The sequence below is a fragment of the uncultured Flavobacterium sp. genome, assembly GCF_963925185.1.
GTDB lineage: Bacteria > Bacteroidota > Bacteroidia > Flavobacteriales > Flavobacteriaceae > Flavobacterium.
The window spans coordinates 1-23,213 of the sequence record NZ_CAWURC010000038.1; the positions used below are offsets into that span (position 1 = coordinate 1).

The 23,213-nt window shown below is 34.3% G+C and carries 25 protein-coding genes and 1 tRNA gene; 17 read left to right on the forward strand and 9 right to left on the reverse strand.

Features of this window, described 5'->3' with window-relative positions; genetic code table 11:
- The first annotated feature begins 337 nt into the window (after positions 1 to 337).
- The 3 genes from AABM59_RS08805 (at position 338) to AABM59_RS08815 (ending at position 1,723) form a co-directional block, all read left to right on the forward strand.
- On the forward strand, positions 338 to 1,003 hold the full coding sequence (locus AABM59_RS08805; protein WP_338408597.1) for a response regulator: 666 nt from the start codon (positions 338 to 340) through the stop codon (positions 1,001 to 1,003).
- A 114-nt stretch (positions 1,004 to 1,117) separates the two neighbouring features.
- On the forward strand, positions 1,118 to 1,333 hold the full coding sequence (locus AABM59_RS08810; RefSeq protein WP_338408598.1) for a hypothetical protein: 216 nt from the start codon (positions 1,118 to 1,120) through the stop codon (positions 1,331 to 1,333).
- A 180-nt stretch (positions 1,334 to 1,513) separates the two neighbouring features.
- Positions 1,514 to 1,723, forward strand: coding sequence for a hypothetical protein (locus tag AABM59_RS08815; protein ID WP_338408599.1), 210 nt, complete (start codon positions 1,514 to 1,516; stop codon positions 1,721 to 1,723).
- Positions 1,724 to 1,822: 99 nt separating this feature from the next.
- On the opposite strand, the gene AABM59_RS08820 is transcribed toward AABM59_RS08815, so the two are convergent.
- The 8 genes from AABM59_RS08820 to AABM59_RS08855 all read right to left on the reverse strand — a co-directional run bounded on the left by AABM59_RS08820 (position 1,823) and on the right by AABM59_RS08855 (position 8,889).
- The gene (locus AABM59_RS08820) at positions 1,823 to 2,038 is read right to left on the reverse strand and encodes a DUF2007 domain-containing protein (protein WP_338408600.1); all 216 of its coding nucleotides are present in this window, start codon (positions 2,036 to 2,038) and stop codon (positions 1,823 to 1,825) included.
- Between the two features lie 18 nt (positions 2,039 to 2,056).
- A complete protein-coding gene (locus tag AABM59_RS08825; protein ID WP_338408601.1) occupies positions 2,057 to 2,689 on the reverse strand; it encodes a DEAD/DEAH box helicase in 633 nt (210 codons plus the stop codon).
- Between the two features lie 93 nt (positions 2,690 to 2,782).
- Positions 2,783 to 3,946, reverse strand: coding sequence for a sigma-54 dependent transcriptional regulator (locus AABM59_RS08830; RefSeq protein WP_338408602.1), 1,164 nt, complete (start codon positions 3,944 to 3,946; stop codon positions 2,783 to 2,785).
- Positions 3,947 to 3,956: 10 nt separating this feature from the next.
- Positions 3,957 to 5,273: an ABC transporter permease gene (locus AABM59_RS08835; protein ID WP_338408603.1), complete on the reverse strand. Its 1,317-nt coding sequence runs from the start codon at positions 5,271 to 5,273 to the stop codon at positions 3,957 to 3,959.
- A 34-nt stretch (positions 5,274 to 5,307) separates the two neighbouring features.
- On the reverse strand, positions 5,308 to 6,231 hold the full coding sequence (locus AABM59_RS08840; protein ID WP_338408604.1) for an ATP-binding cassette domain-containing protein: 924 nt from the start codon (positions 6,229 to 6,231) through the stop codon (positions 5,308 to 5,310).
- 144 nt (positions 6,232 to 6,375) lie between these two features.
- Complete coding sequence (gene dnaJ / locus AABM59_RS08845) at positions 6,376 to 7,494, reverse strand: molecular chaperone DnaJ (protein WP_338408605.1); 1,119 nt, start codon at positions 7,492 to 7,494, stop codon at positions 6,376 to 6,378.
- A gap of 15 nt (positions 7,495 to 7,509) precedes the next feature.
- Entirely contained in the window at positions 7,510 to 8,109 is a 600-nt protein-coding gene (locus AABM59_RS08850) for a nucleotide exchange factor GrpE (protein WP_338408606.1), read from the reverse strand.
- Between the two features lie 321 nt (positions 8,110 to 8,430).
- Positions 8,431 to 8,889 carry a DUF4442 domain-containing protein gene (locus AABM59_RS08855; RefSeq protein ID WP_338408607.1) on the reverse strand — a complete coding sequence of 153 codons (459 nt, stop codon included), beginning with the start codon at positions 8,887 to 8,889 and terminating at the stop codon, positions 8,431 to 8,433.
- 326 nt (positions 8,890 to 9,215) lie between these two features.
- Here AABM59_RS08855 and AABM59_RS08860 point away from each other — a divergent pair, with 326 nt between their 5' ends.
- From AABM59_RS08860 to AABM59_RS08880, 5 genes are all read left to right on the forward strand, one after another.
- Positions 9,216 to 9,575 (forward strand): DUF4870 domain-containing protein, encoded by a 360-nt coding sequence (locus AABM59_RS08860; protein ID WP_338408608.1) that lies wholly within the window; start codon positions 9,216 to 9,218, stop codon positions 9,573 to 9,575.
- A 210-nt stretch (positions 9,576 to 9,785) separates the two neighbouring features.
- Entirely contained in the window at positions 9,786 to 10,118 is a 333-nt protein-coding gene (locus AABM59_RS08865) for a PadR family transcriptional regulator (RefSeq protein WP_338408609.1), read from the forward strand.
- Positions 10,119 to 10,120: 2 nt separating this feature from the next.
- The gene (locus AABM59_RS08870) at positions 10,121 to 11,827 is read left to right on the forward strand and encodes a PspC domain-containing protein (RefSeq protein WP_338408610.1); all 1,707 of its coding nucleotides are present in this window, start codon (positions 10,121 to 10,123) and stop codon (positions 11,825 to 11,827) included.
- A gap of 2 nt (positions 11,828 to 11,829) precedes the next feature.
- Positions 11,830 to 12,570, forward strand: coding sequence for a head GIN domain-containing protein (locus tag AABM59_RS08875; RefSeq protein WP_338408611.1), 741 nt, complete (start codon positions 11,830 to 11,832; stop codon positions 12,568 to 12,570).
- An 86-nt stretch (positions 12,571 to 12,656) separates the two neighbouring features.
- On the forward strand, positions 12,657 to 13,493 hold the full coding sequence (locus AABM59_RS08880; protein WP_338408612.1) for a DUF2807 domain-containing protein: 837 nt from the start codon (positions 12,657 to 12,659) through the stop codon (positions 13,491 to 13,493).
- 51 nt (positions 13,494 to 13,544) lie between these two features.
- Here the strand turns inward: AABM59_RS08880 and trxB are convergent, their stop codons facing one another.
- Positions 13,545 to 14,492, reverse strand: a complete 948-nt coding sequence (trxB, locus tag AABM59_RS08885) for a thioredoxin-disulfide reductase (RefSeq protein ID WP_338408613.1) — start codon at positions 14,490 to 14,492, stop codon at positions 13,545 to 13,547.
- A gap of 156 nt (positions 14,493 to 14,648) precedes the next feature.
- Between trxB and AABM59_RS08890 the strand changes: the two genes are divergently transcribed.
- The 9 genes from AABM59_RS08890 (at position 14,649) to AABM59_RS08930 (ending at position 23,139) form a co-directional block, all read left to right on the forward strand.
- Positions 14,649 to 14,723: transfer RNA gene (locus tag AABM59_RS08890), tRNA-Pro, on the forward strand.
- A 309-nt stretch (positions 14,724 to 15,032) separates the two neighbouring features.
- A complete protein-coding gene (locus AABM59_RS08895) occupies positions 15,033 to 15,176 on the forward strand; it encodes an Arm DNA-binding domain-containing protein (RefSeq protein WP_338408614.1) in 144 nt (47 codons plus the stop codon).
- A gap of 473 nt (positions 15,177 to 15,649) precedes the next feature.
- Entirely contained in the window at positions 15,650 to 16,651 is a 1,002-nt protein-coding gene (locus AABM59_RS08900) for an NADP-dependent oxidoreductase (RefSeq protein ID WP_338408615.1), read from the forward strand.
- A 221-nt stretch (positions 16,652 to 16,872) separates the two neighbouring features.
- Positions 16,873 to 17,481, forward strand: coding sequence for a uridine kinase (gene udk / locus AABM59_RS08905; RefSeq protein WP_338408616.1), 609 nt, complete (start codon positions 16,873 to 16,875; stop codon positions 17,479 to 17,481).
- 175 nt (positions 17,482 to 17,656) lie between these two features.
- Positions 17,657 to 17,989: a septum formation initiator family protein gene (locus AABM59_RS08910; protein ID WP_338408617.1), complete on the forward strand. Its 333-nt coding sequence runs from the start codon at positions 17,657 to 17,659 to the stop codon at positions 17,987 to 17,989.
- An 11-nt stretch (positions 17,990 to 18,000) separates the two neighbouring features.
- Positions 18,001 to 19,365 carry a methylmalonyl-CoA mutase subunit beta gene (locus AABM59_RS08915; RefSeq protein WP_338408618.1) on the forward strand — a complete coding sequence of 455 codons (1,365 nt, stop codon included), beginning with the start codon at positions 18,001 to 18,003 and terminating at the stop codon, positions 19,363 to 19,365.
- A gap of 15 nt (positions 19,366 to 19,380) precedes the next feature.
- Positions 19,381 to 19,836: a hypothetical protein gene (locus AABM59_RS08920; protein ID WP_338408619.1), complete on the forward strand. Its 456-nt coding sequence runs from the start codon at positions 19,381 to 19,383 to the stop codon at positions 19,834 to 19,836.
- Positions 19,836 to 21,956: a methylmalonyl-CoA mutase gene (scpA, locus tag AABM59_RS08925; protein WP_338408620.1), complete on the forward strand. Its 2,121-nt coding sequence runs from the start codon at positions 19,836 to 19,838 to the stop codon at positions 21,954 to 21,956. Before AABM59_RS08920 ends, scpA begins: the two co-directional genes overlap by 1 nt.
- 55 nt (positions 21,957 to 22,011) lie before the next feature.
- On the forward strand, positions 22,012 to 23,139 hold the full coding sequence (locus AABM59_RS08930) for a methionine aminotransferase (RefSeq protein ID WP_338408621.1): 1,128 nt from the start codon (positions 22,012 to 22,014) through the stop codon (positions 23,137 to 23,139).
- Positions 23,140 to 23,213 lie beyond the last annotated feature (74 nt).

Below are 23,213 nucleotides of genomic sequence, written 5' to 3' on the forward strand. Positions count from 1 at the left end.
CGTTGGGTGTAATTAGTTTTTAATGGGAATTTTTAGTCGGTGTGATTAGTTTTTGTATGAAAATCGTATCGAGAACAAGAAAAATTTCGTTAAAAACGATTCTCGATACATTTTTTGTTCCGTTTTACTGCACAAAAAACAATCGAATAGACGTTTTTAATAATTACACCCAACGGGTTAATAGTTACATTTTTATATTATTTAAAATACAAGAAAGTACATTTTCGCATGTTATTTTATAAGCTTTAGATAATTTTTTTGAAATTTGAAATAATAAAATGACTATCCAAAAGACTTGAAAATTTTGAAAAAAAACTATAATTAATCCCCAATAATTATGAATAATAAAGTTTTAATAGCAGATTATTTTGACTGCATCAGTTTATCAGTTCAGCAAACTCTTAACAAAAATAATTTTTTTGAGACTAATGAGGCTAAATGTTGCGATGATGCTTTTTTGAAAATTAAAAAAGCAATTTATGATAATAAACCCTATAAATTATTAATTAGCAGTTTGAACTTCAAAGATGATTACAGAAATTCTAAATTGAATTCAGGTGAGGAATTAATATCGGCAATAAAAAAAATACAACCAGATATTAAAATAATTGTATTCTCAGAAGAAGTAAAAACATATAGAATACAGTCCCTTTTTAATAATTATAACATCAACGCCTTTGTTTACAAAGGAAGAAACAGCCTGATTGAATTAGAGAAGGCGATTCAAGCTACTTTTGTTGAGAAAATTAAACCTGTATCAGAATTTGAAGCACTATTATACCATAAGTATTCAGTTAATATTACAGAGTATGACCATTCCCTTCTAAAATTAGTGTCTTTTGGCTATAGATTAGATGAAATCTCAAAAGACTTCAAAAAATTGAAAATAAAACCCTTTGGCGAAAGTAGTATAGAGAAAAACATTAATAAACTTAGAATTTCATTTAATGCAAAGAATTCGGCACACCTTATTGCTATAGTCAAAGATATGGGTTTATTATAATACCCTTTGTAACTAATCTTTAAATAAAAAAAATCGAATTTCCTTAAAACTATTAAGACTTTATATTGATTAATATAACCCGTTGGGTACAATTATTTAAAGCAAAATAATTTTATGATTAGGTTTCTATTCTTTTGTATTCTTTTACTTTTCGTCAATAAAATCGAAGCTCAAGACATTCAGTTTGATGAGAATTGCGTTTTATTTCAAGACGCAAAACCCACCTTGTCAATATTAATTCTTAAGGATTCTATCCTTTACAAAGGAAACCTCCAAGAAAAACAAAATACAATCATACTGGATATCCTGATAAATTATGGCATTATGTAAGTTATTCCATATAAGGAAAAACTTTTTTGGTATTAGGAATTGCAATCTTTTTTAATAAAAACAAAGAGTATAGATTACTACCCTTTAACGGAATCGCTTTAATAAAAGAAACGGGTAAGTACTAATACAAAAAAATTGATAGTAAATCTGGAGGAACCAGAGTTTCTCTTATTAAACTATTTGGCAAAAAACGCATTGCGATTTGAATCGCTAAATGATCTCAATCATTTATTTGTGAATGGAAACAACTCAGAAAATTTTTCATCAATTGTAAAAAGAAGAGAAATTACTTTAGTAACATTATTACAAAAAATAAGTTTTATAACAGCTATTCCAGAAAAAGAATTGATTATAAATAGTAAAAAAAAGGATAAAAGTTCAAAGAAATAAGAATCTCTCCATCCATTTTAAGAATAAAATAAATTTTACTGACCCAAGTTATTCAATCCAAAAAGTTTTCGATTTACTTTGTGATATGTTGCTAAATTCTTATAAACTCAACCTAAATTCTTCAATCACTTCATTTGCTTTTGAGAAATCTGTTTCTTGAATAAACAATTCAACTGGTTTTGTACTTGATATACTTGGCAAAACATTGGATTGATTATTGTTTCTAATTACAGTATTCACAGATATTTCTTCTATTTTTTGTTGTAAGGCTAGCGCCAAAATTTCACTTCCCGAAAACACTTTCATCAATCCCATACTATTTTATTTTTAAATTTATTCTTCTATTTCTTCGTCTTCCTCAAAATCGAATTCAAAAGGCTCGACGAGCATTTTTTCGGCAAGAATTTCTATTCTTTCTGTGTAAACATCCGAAAAAATAATGCGTTGTGTCTTGGTAATACTATTCGAAATACGCATGATTTTGGTTTCGTGACGCAGTTTCAAAATGGGATCGGCATCATCAAGAATAAACATACGCAATCGGTTTATGTTAAAACCTGCCGTGGTAAACATTTCACCCAATTTGTTTGGCGTACCAATCAAAACGTCGATTCCGGTCGAAATATAATTCTTATCGTATTCCATATCGCCTTTGTCATGAACACCATAAACTTCTAAATTAGAATGCTTTCCATATTTTTCGAAAAGTGTTTCCATTTCTAAAACCTTGGTTTTGTCTTCAACAATAATCAAGGCACGAGGTGATTCCTCATTTGCACCTGTTAATTTTTGAATTACATTTAGCACAATGGTTGTCGTTTTTCCACTTCCTTGTGGAGCAATTATAATACAATCGGCGCCACTTTTTAGTGTCGAAAATGTTTCTTGTTGCATTTCATTAGCTTCGGTCAGACCGTTTTCAATAAGTGCTTGTTGAAGATTTTCGTTTATTTTTTTTAGTTTCATTATTTAGTAATTTGGCAAAAGGCATAAGCCATTAGTGAAATTTAAATTCATCGACATTATTCTAAAACTAATGCCTTTTGGTTATTAGCTGGTCTACTTAGATGCAAATAGCTGTACATCATTCTCAGAAATTTCGTTTCCACCAAGGATAATTAATCGTTCAACCACATTACGCAATTCGCGGATGTTTCCTGTCCAATCGTATTCTTGCAACAATTTGACTGCTGCTGCCGAGAAATGTTTGATCACATTTCCTTGTTCTGTAGCAATTTTTTCGGCAAAATGTGAAATCAGTATTGGAATATCATTTCGTCTTTCATTCAACGAAGGAACATTAATCAGAATCACTGCCAATCGATGATACAAATCCTCCCGGAACCTACCTTCGGTAATTTCTTTTTTTAAGTCTTTATTAGTGGCGGCAATCACGCGAACATCGACTTTGATGTCTTTATCTGCACCAACGCGAGTAATCACACTTTCCTGTAAAGCACGTAACACTTTGGCTTGAGCCGAAAGACTCATATCGCCAATTTCATCCAAGAAAATAGTTCCTTTATCAGCAGCTTCAAATTTACCGGCACGATCTTTCACCGCCGATGTAAATGCGCCTTTTACGTGACCAAACAATTCACTTTCGATCAATTCACTAGGAATTGCAGCACAATTTACCTCGATTAAAGGAAAAATAGCTCTTTGACTTTTTTCGTGCAATTGATGAGCAACTAGTTCTTTTCCGGTTCCGTTGGGTCCCGTAATCAAAACTCTGGCTTCAGTTTGAGCGACTTTTTCAATCATCAATTTGATATGATTTATGGGTTCGCTTTCGCCAATCATTTCATAATTTTTGCTAACTTTTTTCTTGAGAAATTTATTCTCAACAACGAGTTGTTTTTTGTCCAAAGCATTACGAACGGTATTCAATAATCGATTTAAATCAGGCGGTTTCGAGATGTAGTCAAAAGCACCCAAACGCATCGTTTGAATGGCAGTTTCCATGTCTCCATGACCGGAAATCATAACCATTGGGATTTCGGGTTTTATTTTTTTGACAGCTTCAAGCACTTCTACTCCGTCCATTTTTGGCATTTTGATGTCACACAGCACAAGATCGTAATCGTTGTTTTTTATTTTTTCCAAACCTTGAACTCCATCTTCGGCATCTTCTACAATATAGGTGTCACTTTCTTCGGAAAGTATTTTTGTGAGTACTCTTCGAATGGCGGCTTCGTCTTCTATTATAAGTATCTTGCTCATTTTTGATTATTTAATATTTCAACCATTTGTATAATTCTTTCCAAGTTGGTTTTTTGCCGTACATTAATATTCCTACTCGATATATTTTTGATGCAAACCAAACCACGAAAAAGAAGGTTGCAAAAAGCAAGGTGATGGAAATGGCCAACTGCCACCAAGGTACGCCAAACGGAATTCGCATCAACATGACAATGGGAGACGTAAGTGGAATCATCGAAAATACAGTAGCGACTGTGCCGTGTGGATCGTTCATAACGGTAAAAAACCCAATGTAAACTGCCAAAACTAATGGCATTATTATTGGCAAAAGAAACTGTTGCGAGTCGGTTTCACTATCAACTGCGGCTCCAATTGAAGCATAAAACGAGCTGTATAAAAAATAGCCTCCTATGAAATATATCACGAAACATATCAGAATTGTAGCGATGGGCAATCCCCATAATTCCTTAATGTACATTTGTGCGGTTCCTGCAAATTCTTGATGTGCGGCTTGAATCACATCTGGTGGAAGTTTAGCTGCTGGACTAGCATCAATTTCTAAAAAAGCGGAAGCGGCAAACATAAATATCAATCCAAGAATTGCCCAAATAAAGAATTGTAGCAATCCTGCTAATGATGTTCCTATGATTTTCCCCATCATTAATTGGAACGGTTTTACCGAGGAAATAATGATTTCGACAATGCGATTCGTTTTTTCTTCGATAACGCTACGCATTACCATATTTCCGTAAATAATGATAAACATCATAATGAGATAGCCAAATGCGCCACCAATAGCAATTTTGATTTCGTTGAGTCCTTTTAGACTTTCTTCCCCAGAAGCTTTTGCAAGGCTTATGCTAACTTTAGCTTGGGCATTTTTAATTGCTAACGTGTCTAATTTGGCTTTTTCAAAATTATCGTGGGTAAGTTTTTTTGCAATTATTCCTTGCACGCTTTCTATGAATGAAATACTTGGACTTTCGTTTGATATGAACTGAATTTTATTTTCTAATTCCTTTGCGCTTGCCACTTTTGGGATATAAAGCAATCCTTCGAAGCTCTCTTTTGTGATGCTATCCTTTAAAGATTTGACGTCAATTGATGATAAATCTTGGTAAACATATTCTCCATCTTTGCTGTTCAGGGCTTTAAATTCATTAATAAACAAACCGCTTTCGTCGTGAATAGCAACTCGTTTTGTATCCGCTTTCATCGTACTCAAATAGCCTACAAAAGCAGCAATTCCCACAAAAAGTAACGGACTCAAGAAAGTCATTACTATAAATGATTTATTGCGCACTTTAGCGACAAATTCTCTTTGTATTATTAGTGATATGATGCTCATTAAAAAGGGTTATAAGTTTAGAGTCATAGAATAATTACTTTTCGCTAACTGCTTGAATGAAAATATCGGTTACACTTGGAATTTTTTCCATAAAATGAGTGACTTGACCTCTTTGTACAAGAACATTCAATAGTTCATTTGGGGTTGCATTTCCTAGCTGAATTTCTAATTTTAATTCATTGTTTAATGATTTAAAATTAGTTTGACCCACTTTAAATTTCTGTGTGATATCGTACATCAACCCTTCAATGTTATCAGACAAAATACCTACTTCAAAACTATTGGTTCTAAATTTACGTTTAATATCATTTAATCTTCCTTCAATTAGTTTATTCGATTTATGAATTAATGCAATGTGGTCGCACAATTCTTCGACACTTTCCATCCGGTGCGTGGAGAAGATTATGGTAGAACCTTGGTTTCTTAATTCGAGGATTTCATCCTTGATTATATTGGCATTTACAGGATCAAATCCTGAAAAAGGCTCGTCGAAAATCAATAATTTTGGTTTATGCAAAACGCAAACTACGAATTGTACTTTCTGCGCCATTCCCTTTGAAAGTTCCTGAATTTTCTTGTTCCACCAACCTTGAATTCCCAATCTTTCGAACCAATATTCTAATTGCTTTTTTGCTTCGGCTTTAGATAGTCCTTTCATTTGAGCTAAATACAAGCATTGTTCGCCTACCTTCATAGATTTGTACAATCCTCGTTCTTCTGGCAAATAGCCAATGTGTTGAATGTGATTTGGGCTTAATTTTTCGCCATCAAGGATGATTTCGCCGCTATCGGGCATTGTGATTTGATTGATAATTCGGATTAGTGATGTTTTACCAGCTCCATTTGGCCCCAGAAGTCCATAAATACTTCCTTTTGGAACCGTAAGTGAAACTTCGTTAAGCGCCACATAATCACCATATTTTTTGAAAACGTTTTTAACTTCAAGTATATTACCCATTCTAATTTATGATTTATTTCATCTGTTTGGCCTTATGATCTCGGGTCTGTAAAAATAGGAAAATAGCGCTAATAAGCTGTTAAATAAAACAAAAAAACCCACCCCTATTTTCACAAGGATGGGAAAAATTCACATAATTAAAAATTATGAGAACATATCTTTGACTTTCTCAAAAAAGGATTTGTCGCCTTTTTCAGGATTTGGAATGAAATTCTCATCGGCAATATTTTTTTCAAAAAATTGTTTTTGGTCTTTGTTAAGTATTTTAGGTGTCCAAACATTTACGTGAACTAACAAATCTCCTGTTCCATAACCGTTGATATTAGGAATTCCTTTTCCTTTTAATCTTAGGATTTTACCGGATTGAATTCCTTCTTCGAGTTTAATTCTCACTTTTCCGTTTATAGCTTCGATGTCTTTTGATATTCCGAGAACTGCTTCGGCAAAACTAATATACAAATCGTAATGTAAATTCTCGCCTTCACGTTTCAGAAACTCATGTTCAATTTCTTCGATGGCAACAATTAAATCACCGGGAACACTATTTCCAGGGGCGTCATTTCCTTTGTTGGAAACTTTCAATTGCATTCCATCAACCACACCTGCAGGAATTTTTATAGCAACTGTTTCGTCTTCAAGAATCATTCCTTGCGAGTCTGCATCTGCTGGTTTTCTGTCCAATATTTGACCTGAACCTCCACAAGTAGGACATGTTGAAGCGGATTGCATACGGCCTAAAATGGTGTTTGTTACTCGCATTACTTGACCTTGACCGTTACAGGTAGAACACGTTTTATAGGATACTCCGGGAGCTTGGACTTTTCTTTTTACTTTTACTTTTTTCTCGACGCCATTGGCAATTTCTTCGAGAGTCAGCTTCACTTTTATGCGAAGATTACTTCCTTTCACACGACGTGATCCGCCACCTCTAAAACTACCTCCGCCGAATCCTCCGCCAAAAATATCTCCAAATTGACTGAAAATATCATCCATATTCATTCCGCCACCACCAAAACCTCCGTGACCGCCACCGCCACCATTATCAAAAGCTTGATGACCGTATTGATCATATTTTGCTTTTTTATTAGAATCACTTAATATTTCATAAGCTTCGGCAGCCAATTTAAATTTCTCTTCTGCAGCAGCATTTCCAGGATTTTTGTCAGGATGAAATTCGAGCGCTTTTTTTCTGTATGCTTTTTTTATTTCGGCAGCATCTGCACTTTTACTAATGCCTAGTATTTCGTAAAAATCTTTTTTCATTTTTTGATTTAGGATTTAATTTCCAATTACAACCTTTGGAAAACGAATGATTTTATCGCCTAATTTGTATCCTTTTTCTATTACATCTACAATTTTTCCTTTCATCTTGGCAGATGGAGCAGGAATTTGAGTAATTGCTTCGGCAAAATCAGCATCGAAAGTGTCTCCCGCTTTTATGTCTACTTCTTCTAAGCCTTTTGAAACCAAAGTGTTTTTTAGCTTTTCTTGAATGAGCTCAACACCCTGAATTAAAATATTGTCATCGGTTTTTTTGATTTCGGTCAATGCTCTGTCAAAATCATCCAAAACTGGAAGCATGGCAGACAAAACTTCTTGGTTTGCAGTTTTAAACAGCTCGATACGCTCTTTTGTAGTTCTTCGTTTGTAGTTTTCAAATTCAGCAAATAGACGAAGAAATTTATCTCTTTCGGAAACTAAATCTTGAGACAATTGCTCTTCTCTTGTTATTTCTTCTACTTTCTCTTCAATAGTGGAGTCTAAGGTATCGGAATTATTTTCATTGTTATCAATTGGGGCTTGATCAACAATTTCTTCATTTATAGTGTTTTCAGTAGTCATTCTCGTATTATTTTTAAAAATATTCTTAAACTTCATTTTTATACTTTCGTTTAGATTGCAAAAGTACTGCCAAATCTTTAAAAATGTCAAATTGTCACTGTTTTTATTTGAGGGCTACAATTTAATATTTGGGGTAGAAAAAAGAAGTTTTTTATTTGCGGAAAATTTAATATAATTTTAAGACTAACACGTTTTTGTTTGTATAAATTTGTACAGATTCAATTATTTAATAGATTTTAAATTTGAACTTAAGGTTAGCTTGCAGGCTTCTAAATAATTATTAATTCACTATACCTTAATATTAAAAAAGCTTCGTTTAATTAACGAAGCTTTTTTTATTTGAAGCAGAATTCCTCCTTATTCCATTTTCATCTTGACGGTCCATTCAAAATCCATTTCGGAAACTTTTTCTCCTTTTTCATTCGTTCCAATAGATTTCATCCAAAACGCTTGACCTTCTCCTGTTGCAATTGCTTCTTGAATGGATTGTTGTGCTAATAGGCCGTCATTACAAACAAAAGTTATTCTCCCTGTAGCTTTTTTACTAAAGTTACTTTTATTGTTGGCTACCAACATCGATATTTTTTTACCACTTTTTTGAATTTGAAGCATAACCAAAGCGCCTGTAGCTAGCTCTGCGGCCATGCCTTGAACGACCCAATACATAGATTTGTATGGGTTTTGGTTAATCCAGCGATGTTTGACTGTTACTGTACACTTTTCTTCATCCATTTGTTTCACCCTAACACCACAAATAAATGCGGATGGGAGTTTGAAGAGCAGGAATTTATTTAAACTAGAAACTGAAATTTTCATTATTTATATTTTTTTTGTAAAAATAACAAAAAAAATAATAAGTTTTAGACACTACTATTATTTATAAAATTCTACTTAAACACATTATTCTATGAGATTTTAAAAAAAAACATTAAATATTTAGCCTAATAAAAACGTTAAATTTTTGTTAATATATAATACTATGCAATACAAGATACCGTCTAATAGATATATATTTGCATAAGAAATTACTATATATTTTTACATCATGGAAACAACAAGTCAGAATAACACAGCAACCTTCATTCATTTGAGCACTTTAAGTCAGTATTTTTTTTCCGTTTGGGAATTATATTTTTCCAATATTGATCTGGAGTTCAAAAAAAGAGGAATCAGAATTTATAGATTATAATGGGAAACAAGTACTTAATTTTCAATTGAGTTTGTTATTATATTCATTAGTTCTTGCCATGATTGCAATCCCTATTTTTATACTTACAGTTTTTAGCAACATTTCTTTCGACGCAATACTAAAAGACCATGACTTTTTTGTTGATCATTTGAGTTTAGAGAACATAAGTGGAATTATAATTGTGGCATTAATTGCAATTTTCACTTTTATTGGTTTGAAGGTTACGGAATTCTTCTTGATCATTTATGCCGCGGTAAAAACATCGAATGGAGAAAAATACAACTATCCGTTGACCATTAAATTTATAAAATAAAACGGGTCGATACTATATAAAATAGCCCAGATTGAAGTGAAAATCCTTTTTATTTTTTTTCTTTAAAAAATAAAAAGATTGCAACGGAAAGCTGGATAAAGCTCAATAAACTAGGCATTACAATTAAAAGATTGCTTCGTGCCTCGCAATAAAAAATCATCAATCAATAAATGAACAGTTTAATTAAATACAAAAAACAAAGAGAGAATCATGAACATTGAAAATACAAAAGCCCAAATGCGTAAAGGTGTTCTCGAGTTTTGTATCTTGTCTGTATTAAAAGATAAAGAAGCATATACATCGGAAATATTGGACACCTTGAAAACCGCAAAATTACTGGTTGTGGAAGGAACGGTTTATCCGTTGCTCACCCGATTAAAAAATGACGGATTACTCAACTATCGTTGGGAAGAATCTTTATCAGGTCCGCCAAGAAAATATTATGGCCTGACCGAAATTGGACACGCATTTTTAAACGAATTAAATGGTACCTGGACTGAATTGTCCGATGCCGTAAACCTAATCACAAAACAAAAAAAATAGTCATGAACAAAACTGTAAACATAAACTTAGGCGGAATGTTCTTCCATATTGATGAAGATGCATATCAAAAGTTAACACGGTATTTTGATGCCATAAAACGTTCGTTATCTAATTCTTCTGGACAAGACGAAATCATAAAAGACATTGAAATGCGTGTTTCTGAATTGTTGACTGAAAAACAAAAATCGGAGAAACATGTTGTGGCGATGAAAGACGTTGATGAAGTTATTACGGTAATGGGTCAACCCGAAGATTATAGAATTGATGAAGAAGGAACGGAAAATCCTTCAACAAATTATTCTTCTTCAAAAACAAGAAAACTGTATCGAGATACAGAACACGGGATGATTGGTGGTGTTCTTGCCGGTTTGGGATATTATTTTGGAATAGATAAAGTTTGGTTACGAATTTTTATTTTGATATTACTTTTTGCTGGAGGAACAGGTTTCTTAGCCTATATAATTCTTTGGATTGTAATACCAGAAGCTAAAACAACTGCCCAAAAACTAGAAATGACTGGGGAACCAGTAACTATTTCGAACATAGAAAAAAAGGTTCGTGAAGAATTTGATACCGTTTCCGAAAAACTAAAAAATGTAGATTATGACAAATATGGCAATCAGATAAAAACGGGAGCTGAAAAAATAGGAAGTTATTTTGGTGATTTCATCATTGCGGTTTTGAGAGCTTTTTCTAAATTTCTTGGAGTAATTTTGATAATGACAGGGTTAATAACACTTGTTGCCTTATTCATTGGTGTATTCACTTTGGGCTCATCATCTTTTATTAGTGTGCCGTGGCAAGACTTTATTGAAGCAGGTAATTTTACAGATTATCCCGTTTGGACTTTTGGATTATTGATGTTTTTTGCGGTTGGAATTCCTTTCTTTTTCTTAGCTATATTGGGTTTCAAACTATTGTCGCCAAATATGAAATCAATTGGAACTATTGCGAAATATACCTTGCTCGCTGTTTGGTTAATATCGGTTTCATTAGCAATTGCCATTGGAATAAAGCAAGCATCAGCCTTTGCAATTGATGGAAGAGTGGTTCAAAAAGAAAATCTTAACCTGAAACCAACTGACACCCTTTATATCAAATTCAAGCACAATGATTATTTTGCTAAAAATGTAGAGGAACATACTGATTTCAAATTAACCCAAGATTCTACTAAAACAGATGTAATCTATTCGAACAATATAAGCTTTAAAATAGAAAAAACAGAGGCGAAGTTACCTTATATAAAAATTGAAAAAGAGGCAAATGGAAAAACTATGTCCGAAGCAAAACAAAGGGCCGAACAAATAAAATACGGTTACAAAATCATTGGAAACCAATTAATTTTTGATAATTATCTATTGACGGATTTGAAAAATAAATTTCGAGACCAAGAAATAGAAATTACATTATTTTTGCCACAAGAAACTATTTTAAGAATTGACAAATCAATGGCAAATTATGACCGTACAGATGGAAACTATTTTTTATGGAATCCTGATTACACAGACGCAGTTTACAAAGTCAAAAGCAATAAAATAAAATGCCAAAATTGTCCTGAAAACGAATACAATGACCTTGAGGATGGCAACGAAAATGACACCATAAAAGAAGTTATTTTAAAAATAAACGGAAAAAATATAATTGAAACAAGAACTAATTCAAGCAGTTTAAGTATTGATGAAAACGGAGTTATAATCAAAACCAATTAGCCATGATAAAAGTCATCACGATTATTACAAAATTTATTATTGTTACGTTGATTGCTTTATTTTTTTCTTCTTGTATCTTTTCAAGAGATTTGAAATCAATAACAGGAAGTGGTCACGTGACCTCAGAAAATCGAATGGTACAAGGAAGTTTCAAGAGCATTGAAGTTAGCAACGCTATTGATCTTGAGGTGGAACAGTCCGGAAAAACCGAAATTATTGTAGAAGCCGATGACAATTTACAAAATGAGATTACTACAAAAGTAGAAAATGGAGTCCTAATCATCGCCTGTAAATACAGTTCTTTAATCGATGTTGAATCTAGAAAAGTTATCGTAAAAATGCCAATAATTAATGGATTACAAGCTTCAAGTGCTTCTACTATTAAAAGCAGGAATACCTTAAAAGGTGAAAACATTGATTTAAAAGCATCGAGCGCAGCTGATGTTAATTTGAGTCTCGAATTTGATGCCATTTATTGCAAAGCAAGCAGCGGAAGCTCCATAAATATTGATGGAAAAGCATTGAAATTGGAGACAAATTCTTCTAGTGGAAGTACTATTGATGCCAAAGATTTGTTGGTCAATGAGGTGATTGCCAAAGCATCGAGTGGGGGTTCGATAAATGTACATCCAATTGTAAATTTGGATGCGAAAGCTTCGAGTGGTGGAGACATAAACTATAATGTCACGCCAAAAAGAATAGAAAAAAGAACAAGTTCTGGCGGAAGCGTCGAACAAGAATAAGAATTTAATTTACCAAAAATCAGGGAAATCATTCATCAAAAGTGGATGATTTTTCTATATTTGTATAATACTTAATTCAACCAAAAATGAAAAAATACACTTCTCTACTTCTAATTCTATTAATTTCCACAGTTGCATTAGCGCAAAAAAAAGAAAAGGTAAAAGGATCCAAAATTGTCACCATTGAACAAAAGAAAATTAACAATTTTGATGCGCTCGAAGTGGGCGATAATATTGAAGTGTTTCTGGATAGAGGCGAAAAAAGCGAATTAAAAATCGAAGCTGACGACAATCTTCAAAGTATTATTGTCATAGATTCAAGCTCGAATACGCTTCGAATAAATACATCAAAAGAAGCTATAAATTACAAAAAACTAATCGTGCGAATTACCTATACAAAGGATTTGAATCTGGTGATATCTAAAAACGAATCTGTTATAAATGCCATTCAGGAAATTCAATTGGATGACATTACATTTAAAACTTTCGATAATTCTAAATTAAATTTAAACGTTAATTCAAGAAATTTCATCTTGTATTCAGACGGGAAATCGAAAACGGAATTGAACTTAAAATCTGAAAACGCAACCATCGAATTGAGTAAAAATGCTTCTTTAAAAGCTTTGATTAACGCCATAGATCTAAAGTGTGATTTGTACCAAAAATCGAAAGCAAATCTGGAAGGCGATGTGACTAATGCCATTATTCGCCTCGATAATAATGCTGATTTCACAGCAAACAATCTTGTTTTAAAAAATGCCGAATTAATTGCCGAAAGCTTTTCAAGTGGCAGTGTCAATGTCAATAGAAATCTAAATATTGATGTTTCGGGAAATTCAGAAATCAAAATCTATGGTAACCCTAAAATCGAAATCAAACGATTTATTGATTCTGCGATCTTGATTAAGAAACCAACAAAATAAACACAAACAAAGAAGTCTCAATCATTACATTGAGACTTCTTTTATTTTGAATTATTCTTTTGAAGCCAAATATCTTTCGGCATCCAGAGCTGCCATACATCCTGTCCCAGCAGCAGTAATCGCCTGACGGTAAACATGGTCAGCAGCATCACCAGCCACAAAAACTCCTTCGACAGCTGTTTTTGAAGTTCCTGGAACATTGATAATATATCCCGTTTCATCAAGAGTTAGAAAGTCCTTGAAAATATCCGTATTAGGTTTGTGTCCAATGGCTGCAAAGAAACCGGTGGCAGGAATATCAAAAATAGCTCCCGTAGTTTTATTTTTTGCTTTCACGCCAGTAACTACTTGACCGTCTCCTAGAACCTCAACGGTATCGTGGTTCATTAAAATTGTAATATTTTCGGTTTTGCGAACGCGAGCTTCCATAATTTTTGAAGCCCTGAACTTCTCGCTTCGAACGAGCATCGTGACTTTTGAACATAATTTAGACAAGTAATGAGCTTCTTCGCAAGCGGAGTCTCCCGCACCTACAATTACAACATCTTGGTTTCTGTAGAAAAACCCGTCGCAAACCGCACAAGCCGAAACTCCGCCACCCATTTTTAAATAATGTTGTTCTGATGGCAATCCTAGATATTTAGCCGATGCACCAGTTGAAATAATTACGGTTTCACAATGCAATTCGATGGTGTCATTAATCCACACTTTATGCACATCACCGCTAAAATCAACCTTGGTTGCCCAGCCATCACGAATATCAGCACCAAAACGTTCCGCTTGAGCTTGCAATTGAACCATCATTTCTGGACCTGAAACTCCATCAACATAACCTGGGAAATTTTCTACCTCGTTAGTGGTCGTCAGTTGCCCGCCAGGTTGCATTCCTTGGTATAAAACCGGATTCATATTAGCTCTTGCAGCATAAATGGCAGCTGTATAACCTGCTGGGCCAGAACCTATAATAAGGCATTTAATTTTTTCGATTGTAATAGACATAATGTATTTTTTAGCTTTTTTAAAGCTACAAATGTATGTTTTTTATTAAATTTTTAGGTCAAAAAACAATCCCTTTTTACTATTTAAAAATAATAACATTCATTTTATATTATCTCTTGTCAAACCCAAAATTAGTTTTATATTTGCACTCGCTTTCGGGGTGTAGCGTAGCTCGGTTATCGCGCCTGCTTTGGGAGCAGGAGGCCGCAGGTTCGAATCCTGCCACCCCGACAACTATGTTGTCAATCCATATCAAAAGGCTGTAAATCGTATGATTTACAGCCTTTTCTATTTTTTGTAATTTAAACTAATTTAAGTTATTTCAAATAAAATGAGACCTAAACGGTGAACCAAATTAAAACCTACTTTTAGGTCACCAGAACGATGCAAACTCCTTTAAATAACAGGGTTGCTGAGAATTAGACTCCTCCCATTTTTGTACTCATTTGCACTGTTTTGGAATCATTTGGGTGAACTGTTTCGTGCTGTTCTCTTCAAGAGCGATTAAATCGCTTTAAAACAACTTAAATTAAATGAGTTATGATTTCAAAAAACACCTTCGGAATACAGTTTATTATTCGGGTTAATAAAACCAAAGACGATACAGTTCCAATCTATGTCCGGATAACCGTAGACAGCCAAAGAGTAGAAATGTCGCTAAAACGTTGGGTTCAGCCAAGATGATGGAATATTAAACTAAAAACCTATCTTAAATCGTTGAGATTTCTGTCGGAAAAATGGGTACAGCATACTACGACACAAACAAATTCAAGATAAATGCAAACAGTGTCTTCAGCTTTTTAAATATTTCTTCCCCTTAGTTACTAAATTAGCGCCCAAATTATTTACCCATAATCCATTTTATTGAAACTCAAATATAAATAGCCCTATTAGAGTTTCAAATATTTGTAGATAATTCATTAATTATTGTAAATTGCTGCTTGATTTACTTTTCTTCAAGTTTTGATATAGTTTGAAGGAATTGAGAAGCAGTTTGTCAAATTGAAAGCAATAAATTTAAAACGACTATTTTAGAAAAAAAAATTATATCCACAAAGCAAACCTACTTTAAAAGTCAATTTAGCTTTTGAACAAAATGACAAAATGGTGCCATCGGATAAAAAACATAATTAAACGAATTTTAAAGACAAAATCTAATGAACAAGCAAGTACTCTTAGCACAACGCCCAGATGGGCTTCCAACTAAATCAACGTGGATATTTCAAGAAGTTGAAATCCAAGAACCAAAAGAAGGCGAAGTGGTAATTAAGCAGCATTACATTTCTTTAGATCCCGCTATGAGAGGCTGGATGAGAGACGGAAAATCGTACATAGAGCCAGTAGTAGTTGGAGACGTCATGCGTGCTGGAACAGTAGGAGAAGTTATAAAAGCACATAACCATCCAAAGTTTAAAGTGGGGGATTTTATTTCAGGTTGGGGCGGAGTGCAACAATTTACTACTACCAATGCAAAAGGATATCATAAAATAGACCCGACAATAGCTCCATTACCAATGTATCTAGGTACTATGGGAATGCCAGGCATGACAGCCTATTTTGGAATTCTTAAAGTAGGGGAATTAAAAGAAGGGGACATAGTACTGGTTTCTGGAGCAGCCGGTGCAGTAGGAAGTTTGGTAGGTCAAATTGCTAAAATAAAAGGCTGTCGTGTAGTTGGAATAGCTGGCGGCAAAGACAAATGTGATTATCTGGTAAATGAATTGGGCTTTGATGCAGCTATCGACTATAAAAGTGAAAATATTTATAGTGGCTTAAAAAAACACTGCCCAGATGGAATTGACATCTTCTTTGATAACGTGGGTGGAGAAATTTTAGATGCAGCCCTATTAAAATTACGAATGCATGCGCGTGTTGTAATTTGCGGAGCCATTTCACAATATAATGTTACTGAAAAACCAAAAGGACCAGGTAATTATATGTCATTATTAGTAAATAGAGCAACTATGAAAGGAATGGTTGTTTTTGATTACGCAAAACAATATGATGAAGCTATTATCGATTATTTACAATGGATGAAAGACGGAAAACTTAAAAGTAATGAAGACATATATGACGGAATTGAAAATTTTCACGAAACCTTTCTGCGCCTTTTTAGCGGTAATAAATTGGGGAAACTTATATTAAAAGTTTTGGAATAAATAAAAAAAGCTTTTTTCTAATATTGAGAAAGATCTTACAATCTAAACGTATTTCTTTTTAAACCAAAAAGAAAAAATCCATAAAGTCCCTTTTTTTCAGCAAAAGGGACTTTGTTTTTATAAAACAATAAAAAACCCGTTTTTGTAATTTGTAAAAATATATAAATCTAAAAAGATAAAACCCTATTTTTGTTAACAGAAAAACACAATATAACTATTTTATGCTAATAATTGGAATTGCCGGCGGAACAGGATCAGGAAAATCAACTGTAGTTCATCAGATAATGAATGAATTACCACATACCGAAGTTGGGATTATTGCCCAAGATTCCTACTATAAAGAATCCAAAAACCAGAGCTACGAAGAACGCTCTAAAACAAATTTTGACCATCCCAGAGCAATCGATTTCGAGTTACTGGTCGAACATCTCAAGGAACTCAAAGCTGGAAACACGATCAACCAGCCTGTTTATTCCTTTGCCACACATAACAGAACCGACGATACTATAGTGACACATCCACGAAAAGTAATGATTGTAGAAGGAATTTTGATTCTTTCTAACCCTGAACTTCGCGATTTATTTGATATTAAAATATTTGTACATGCCGATTCTGACGAGCGTTTAATCCGTCGTTTAAAGCGTGATATTGCAGAACGTGGGCGCGACATGGAAGAGGTTTTAAACCGTTATCAAACTACCTTAAAACCTATGCACCAGCAATTTATAGAATCTACTAAAGCCTTTGCCGACATTATCATCCCAAATGACAAATTCAACACTGTCGCCATCGATGTGGTTCGTGCAGTAATAAACCAACGGATTCTATAAAATTATTGTAAATTTATTGCGTAGTTTTCTCAGGAGCTAGTTCCCGTTTTACGCTACAAATGAAGTTTGCTAACTCCAGTAAAAATAAAAATTAAGTGAAGTAATAATTTTATTGGTAAAAACCACAAAAATCTATTTTTACCGTAATCGGGGGCTTAAATAAAAATAATTACAAATGACGAAATCCTATAAAGACAAATCCTGGTTCAAATTTATTAGCAACAAATACATTTGGGTTTTGTTATTTTTTTCGACCTGGATGATTTTCTTGGACAACTATTCCTATTTTGACCATCACATTTTGGACAAACAAATCGAGGAACTTCAGGACAACAAAAAATACTATCAGGACGAAATTAAGAAAGACCAGCTAAACATCAAACAGCTCAAAAACCCAGAGCAAATAGAGAAATATGCCCGGGAAAAATACTATATGAAAAAAGATAGCGAAGACATCTATTTAATCGAATTCGAAGGCGACACAATTGAAAAAAATATTAAAAAATAGATTTTTAAAAAATGGAAAAACTATTCCAAGATTTTAACCCAATTTCCTCCAAACAGTGGAAACAACGCATCCAGTTTGAGCTCGATGGTGCCGACTATAATGAAACCTTGATTTGGAATTCACCAGAAGACATTCAGGTTAAACCCTTTTACCACAAAGATGAATTTCAAGGAATTGTAGATGTAAATACAAAAGCCCAAAAATTTAATATTTGCCAAAACATATTCGTTCACGACCTTAAAAAATCAATTCTTCGAGCCGTCGACAGCATTAATCGTGGTGCAGAAAGCATCCGATTTACGATTGAAGACGAAAAAACTGACATTAAAAAATTACTAGAAAATCTACCATTAGAAAAAGCAATCACGTACTTAAATTTATCGTTTATTTCAATCGATTTCATGAAGAAAATCGACGCAATTGCCAAACAAAAAAACGCTACGATATTCTGTAATCTAGATCCTATTGGGCAATTAGCCAAAGAAGGAAACTGGTTTACAAACAAAGAAAAAAACAACTTCGACACACTCAATTTGATTTCAGCGGCAACATCTTCCGTTTCGTTTATCAGTATTGATGGTGGTTTATATCAAAATGCCGGTGCCAATATGGTTCAGCAAATTGCCTATAGCCTCGCTCACGCCAACGAATATTTTAACAAAATTTCGACAATAAACAAACCCATTGTTTTTGAAGTTTCGGTAGGATCTAATTACTTTTTCGAAATTGCAAAACTCCGTGCCTTACGACTGCTTTTTAAACTAATTGCCAAGGAATACAACCACAAATTAGATTGTCATTTGCTGGTTTTACCCACAAAACGAAACAAAACAATCTACGATTATAACGTAAATATGCTGCGCACCACAACTGAATGCATGAGTGCCATTCTTGGCGGAGCTAATGCCGTTGCTAATCTGCCTTACGATGCCTTATATCATAAAGATAACGAATTTGGCGACAGAATATCCAGAAACCAGTTGTTGATTCTCAAACATGAAAGCTATTTCGACAAAGTCAACAATCCTGCCGACGGAAGTTATTACATAGAAAGTTTAACGAATCAATTAGCCGAAAAAGCATTAACTTTATTCAAAGATATCGAAGCCAATGGTGGTTTTCTCAAACAACTTAACGAAGGTGTCATCAAAAGAAAAATCCAAGAAAGTGCCGACAAGGAACAGGAATTATTCGATTCCGGAAAAGAAATCCTCCTGGGAACCAATAAATATCCAAACAAAAATGACAGAATGAAAGAAGATTTAGAACTGTTCCCTTTCGTTAAAATAAAACCAAGAAAAACCTTAATTACGCCCATAATCGAAAAACGTTTGGCCGAACAAATGGAATATGACAGAGTTAAAGAAGAAAAATAATTAAATCTATTTACAATGAAAAGCATATTATATTTATTGATTTTTTTTATTTTATTTGCCGTTTTTTCACAGCAAAAAGTTGTTGAAATCACCAACATCAAGACTTCGAAAGTAAAAATTTTCGAAGAAAATCAACGCGGCAAAATAAGAACTTTGGACGGTAAAAAATACATTGGAAACCTAAAGTTTTCGGATAGTTTAACCATTGTCATCAAGAATCAATCTATAGAAATTGACAGCATACAAAGTATAAAAAAACAACCAAAAGTCTTGGCAACAATCAAAACAGTAGTCTTGGTTGCAGGACTAGCTGTTGTGGGTAGTTTATTAGTTGCTGCCTCAAGCGGAAGTAATTGGGCGTTCTTACTTTTTACAACTGGCTCTAGCGTAACAATTAGTGCTGGTTTGCTTGAAGGACTCAATTCTAATTATTCGGACAATCGATGGACTTTTAAAATTATTGAACAGTAATGCGAAAAAAATTACAGCATATCAAAATTGAAAAGTTATTTGCTAAAAAAACACAAACACAAACTGACGTGTTTGCAACTGCCGAAGGAATTTCATTAAAAAAAACTTACACAGAACAAGACATCGAAAATCTCGAATATCTTAATTTTGGAGCTGGTTTTTCACCAAATTTACGCGGTCCATACACCACTATGTACGTGCGCCGTCCCTGGACAATACGTCAATATGCAGGGTTTTCGACTGCAGAGGAAAGCAACGCTTTTTATAGAAGAAACCTTGCCGCAGGACAAAAAGGGCTTTCCATAGCTTTTGATTTACCTACACATCGTGGCTATGATTCAGACCACGAACGCGTGGTGGGAGATGTTGGGAAAGCGGGAGTCGCCATCGATTCTGTCGAAGATATGAAAGTATTATTCGATCAGATTCCGTTAGGAGAAATGTCTGTTTCGATGACAATGAACGGAGCGGTTCTGCCTATTATGGCTTTCTATATTGTAGCTGCCGAAGAGCAAGGAGTGAAACCAGAACAACTTTTGGGCACCATTCAAAATGACATTTTGAAGGAATTTATGGTTCGAAATACCTACATCTATCCGCCAGCGAAATCGATGAAAATTGTTGCCGATATTTTCGAATATACCAGTAAAAAAATGCCGAAATTCAACTCGATTTCCATTTCGGGTTATCATATACAAGAAGCCGGAGGAACTGCTGATATTGAGTTGGCATATACACTTGCTGATGGTTTAGAATACATCCGAACTGGACTGGCAACAGGAATGAAAATCGACGACTTCGCTCCTCGCCTATCTTTTTTCTGGGGGATAGGAATGAACCATTTTATGGAAATTGCCAAGTTGCGTGCCGGTCGAATGATTTGGGCAAAATTGGTCAAACAATTTAACCCCAAAGACGAAAAATCATTGGCTTTACGAACCCATTGCCAAACTTCGGGTTGGAGTTTAACAATGCAAGATCCTTTTAACAACGTGGCGCGAACAACCATCGAAGGTTTAGCTGCTGCATTAGGCGGAACACAATCGTTACACACCAATGCCTTGGACGAAGCCATTGCATTGCCAACGGATTTCTCGGCAAGAATTGCCCGAAATACCCAAATCTATTTACAGGAAGAAACCAAAATAACCAAAACTGTAGACCCTTGGGCAGGTAGTTTTTATGTGGAAAGTTTAACCAACGAAATTGCGCAAAAGGCCTGGAAACTCATCGAAGAAGTCGAAGAATTGGGCGGAATGACCAAAGCGATTGAATCCGGAATTCCTAAATTGCGGATTGAAGAAGCAGCAGCCAGAAAACAAGCACGAATTGATAGTGGTCAAGATATTATTGTGGGTGTCAACAAATTTAGATTGGAAAAAGAAGATCCATTGCAAATATTGGATGTTGATAACCAAATGGTTCGTAGGCAACAAATCGAACAATTAGAAAAAATAAAAGCAAATCGTGACAACAAAAACACACAACTTTCACTCGAAAAATTAACCTTTTGTGCCAAAACCGGCGAAGGCAATTTACTAGAATTAGCCGTTGAAGCTGCTAGAAATAGAGCAACTCTTGGCGAAATTAGCACAGCCTTAGAAACGGTTTTCGGAAGATATAAAGCACAAATTAAATCCTTTAGCGGCGTGTATAGCAAAGAAATAAAAGACGACAGCAGCTTCGAAAAAGCAAAACAACTAGCCGACGAATTTGCCAAAAAAGAAGGCCGTCGCCCTAGAATTATGATTGCCAAAATGGGGCAAGACGGACACGATCGTGGAGCGAAAGTAGTCGCTACGGGTTATGCCGATTTGGGTTTTGATGTCGATATAGGTCCTCTTTTTCAAACACCATCCGAAGCCGCCAAGCAAGCTGTAGAAAACGATGTGCATATTCTTGGAATTTCCTCACTAGCCGCAGGACACAAAACCCTCGTGCCACAAGTTATTGAAGAACTCAAAAAATATGGGCGAGAAGATATTATGGTCATCGTGGGAGGCGTGATTCCTGTCCAAGATTACCAGTTCTTGTTCGATGCCGGAGCAGTAGCTGTTTTTGGTCCCGGAACAAAAATTAGTGAGGCCGCGATTAGTATTTTGGAGATATTGCTAAATTAAATATACCACACCTGACGGGTTCTAAAAAAACTGTCAGGTGTATTAAAATCAGATTATGTCTAAACTCCCCAACGTAACCCCCAGCATTTTCGCTGCAATGACTAAATTGGCAACGGAACACAATGCTATAAACTTAGCACAAGGATTTCCAAATTTTGCTGTGGATGAAAAATTAGCTACTATCGTGGCCGAAGTTGTTAAAAAAGACGTGCATCAATATTTGCCAATTGCAGGTTATTCGCCGCTTTTGACCAAAATTGCAAAACTAATTCTAGATTTCTATCAACGAAAAGTATTGATCGAAACCGAAATTTTAGTTACAACTGGAGCAACACAAGCCCTTTTTACAACAATTTTGGCATTAATAAAAACAGATGATGAAGTCATCATTCTTGATCCTAGTTTTGATAATTATGAAGCACCCACTTTATTGTGTAATGCCAAAGCCGTTCGTATAGAATTAAACGATGATTATTCGCCCAATTGGGAGCGAATTGAAAAAGCAATCACCACCAAAACCAGAATGTTAATCATAAATAGCCCTCACAATCCCACGGGGAAAGTTTGGAAAGAAAATGACTTTTTAGCTTTGGAAAATTTGCTCGAAAAAAACCCACGCATTTTGTTGTTATCCGATGAAGTCTATGAATTCATCACATTCGAGCAAAAGCACATTTCCATACATTCAAGAAAAAAAATAGCAGATAGAAGTATTATTGTTTCCTCTTTTGGAAAATCTTTCCATATAACTGGCTGGAGAATAGGTTATCTCGTTGCTCCAGAATATTTAATGAAAGAAATTAAAAAAGTACACCAATATATGGTTTTTAGTGTAAATGGTATCGCTCAAGCGGCAATAAGCGACTATATAGATGTGATTTCGGTAGATAAACTTGGAAAATTCTATCAGAAAAAAAGAGACTATTTTAGAAAATTACTCAAAAACAGCCGATTTGAATTGATGCCTTGTGAGGGAACATATTTTCAGGTCGTTTCTTATGCTGCTATTTCAGATGAAAATGATCTAGATTTTTGCAAGCGCTTAGTCGTTGAACACGGTGTGGCTGCCATTCCAATTTCTACTTTTTATGCCGATGGCAAAGACTTAAAACTGATTCGGTTTTGCTTTGCGAAAGATGATAAAACGCTAGAAAACGCTGCTAAAAGATTGTGCACAGTTTGATCATTTATAAATAATTATTTATATTTTTGAAGTAAAATAAAGTATGAAGCTCGTCATACATACCTACCCCTATT

Excerpts from the sequence above, each read along its gene's own strand:
- dnaJ (WP_338408605.1), bottom strand. The coding sequence starts at position 7,494 with ATGAAAAAAGATTTTTACGAAATACTAGGCATTAGTAAAAGTGCAGAT.
- AABM59_RS08870 (WP_338408610.1), top strand. The coding sequence starts at position 10,121 with ATGAACAAAACTGTAAACATAAACTTAGGCGGAATGTTCTTCCATATT.
- AABM59_RS08820 (WP_338408600.1), bottom strand. The coding sequence starts at position 2,038 with ATGGGATTGATGAAAGTGTTTTCGGGAAGTGAAATTTTGGCGCTAGCC.
- AABM59_RS08900 (WP_338408615.1), top strand. The coding sequence starts at position 15,650 with ATGAACAAGCAAGTACTCTTAGCACAACGCCCAGATGGGCTTCCAACT.
- AABM59_RS08875 (WP_338408611.1), top strand. The coding sequence starts at position 11,830 with ATGATAAAAGTCATCACGATTATTACAAAATTTATTATTGTTACGTTG.
- AABM59_RS08850 (WP_338408606.1), bottom strand. The coding sequence starts at position 8,109 with ATGAAGTTTAAGAATATTTTTAAAAATAATACGAGAATGACTACTGAA.
- AABM59_RS08865 (WP_338408609.1), top strand. The coding sequence starts at position 9,786 with ATGAACATTGAAAATACAAAAGCCCAAATGCGTAAAGGTGTTCTCGAG.
- AABM59_RS08915 (WP_338408618.1), top strand. The coding sequence starts at position 18,001 with ATGGAAAAACTATTCCAAGATTTTAACCCAATTTCCTCCAAACAGTGG.
- trxB (WP_338408613.1), bottom strand. The coding sequence starts at position 14,492 with ATGTCTATTACAATCGAAAAAATTAAATGCCTTATTATAGGTTCTGGC.
- AABM59_RS08880 (WP_338408612.1), top strand. The coding sequence starts at position 12,657 with ATGAAAAAATACACTTCTCTACTTCTAATTCTATTAATTTCCACAGTT.
- AABM59_RS08910 (WP_338408617.1), top strand. The coding sequence starts at position 17,657 with ATGACGAAATCCTATAAAGACAAATCCTGGTTCAAATTTATTAGCAAC.
- AABM59_RS08805 (WP_338408597.1), top strand. The coding sequence starts at position 338 with ATGAATAATAAAGTTTTAATAGCAGATTATTTTGACTGCATCAGTTTA.
- AABM59_RS08895 (WP_338408614.1), top strand. The coding sequence starts at position 15,033 with ATGATTTCAAAAAACACCTTCGGAATACAGTTTATTATTCGGGTTAAT.
- AABM59_RS08835 (WP_338408603.1), bottom strand. The coding sequence starts at position 5,273 with ATGAGCATCATATCACTAATAATACAAAGAGAATTTGTCGCTAAAGTG.
- AABM59_RS08840 (WP_338408604.1), bottom strand. The coding sequence starts at position 6,231 with ATGGGTAATATACTTGAAGTTAAAAACGTTTTCAAAAAATATGGTGAT.
- AABM59_RS08830 (WP_338408602.1), bottom strand. The coding sequence starts at position 3,946 with ATGAGCAAGATACTTATAATAGAAGACGAAGCCGCCATTCGAAGAGTA.
- AABM59_RS08920 (WP_338408619.1), top strand. The coding sequence starts at position 19,381 with ATGAAAAGCATATTATATTTATTGATTTTTTTTATTTTATTTGCCGTT.
- udk (WP_338408616.1), top strand. The coding sequence starts at position 16,873 with ATGCTAATAATTGGAATTGCCGGCGGAACAGGATCAGGAAAATCAACT.
- AABM59_RS08855 (WP_338408607.1), bottom strand. The coding sequence starts at position 8,889 with ATGAAAATTTCAGTTTCTAGTTTAAATAAATTCCTGCTCTTCAAACTC.
- AABM59_RS08810 (WP_338408598.1), top strand. The coding sequence starts at position 1,118 with ATGATTAGGTTTCTATTCTTTTGTATTCTTTTACTTTTCGTCAATAAA.
- scpA (WP_338408620.1), top strand. The coding sequence starts at position 19,836 with ATGCGAAAAAAATTACAGCATATCAAAATTGAAAAGTTATTTGCTAAA.
- AABM59_RS08930 (WP_338408621.1), top strand. The coding sequence starts at position 22,012 with ATGTCTAAACTCCCCAACGTAACCCCCAGCATTTTCGCTGCAATGACT.
- AABM59_RS08825 (WP_338408601.1), bottom strand. The coding sequence starts at position 2,689 with ATGAAACTAAAAAAAATAAACGAAAATCTTCAACAAGCACTTATTGAA.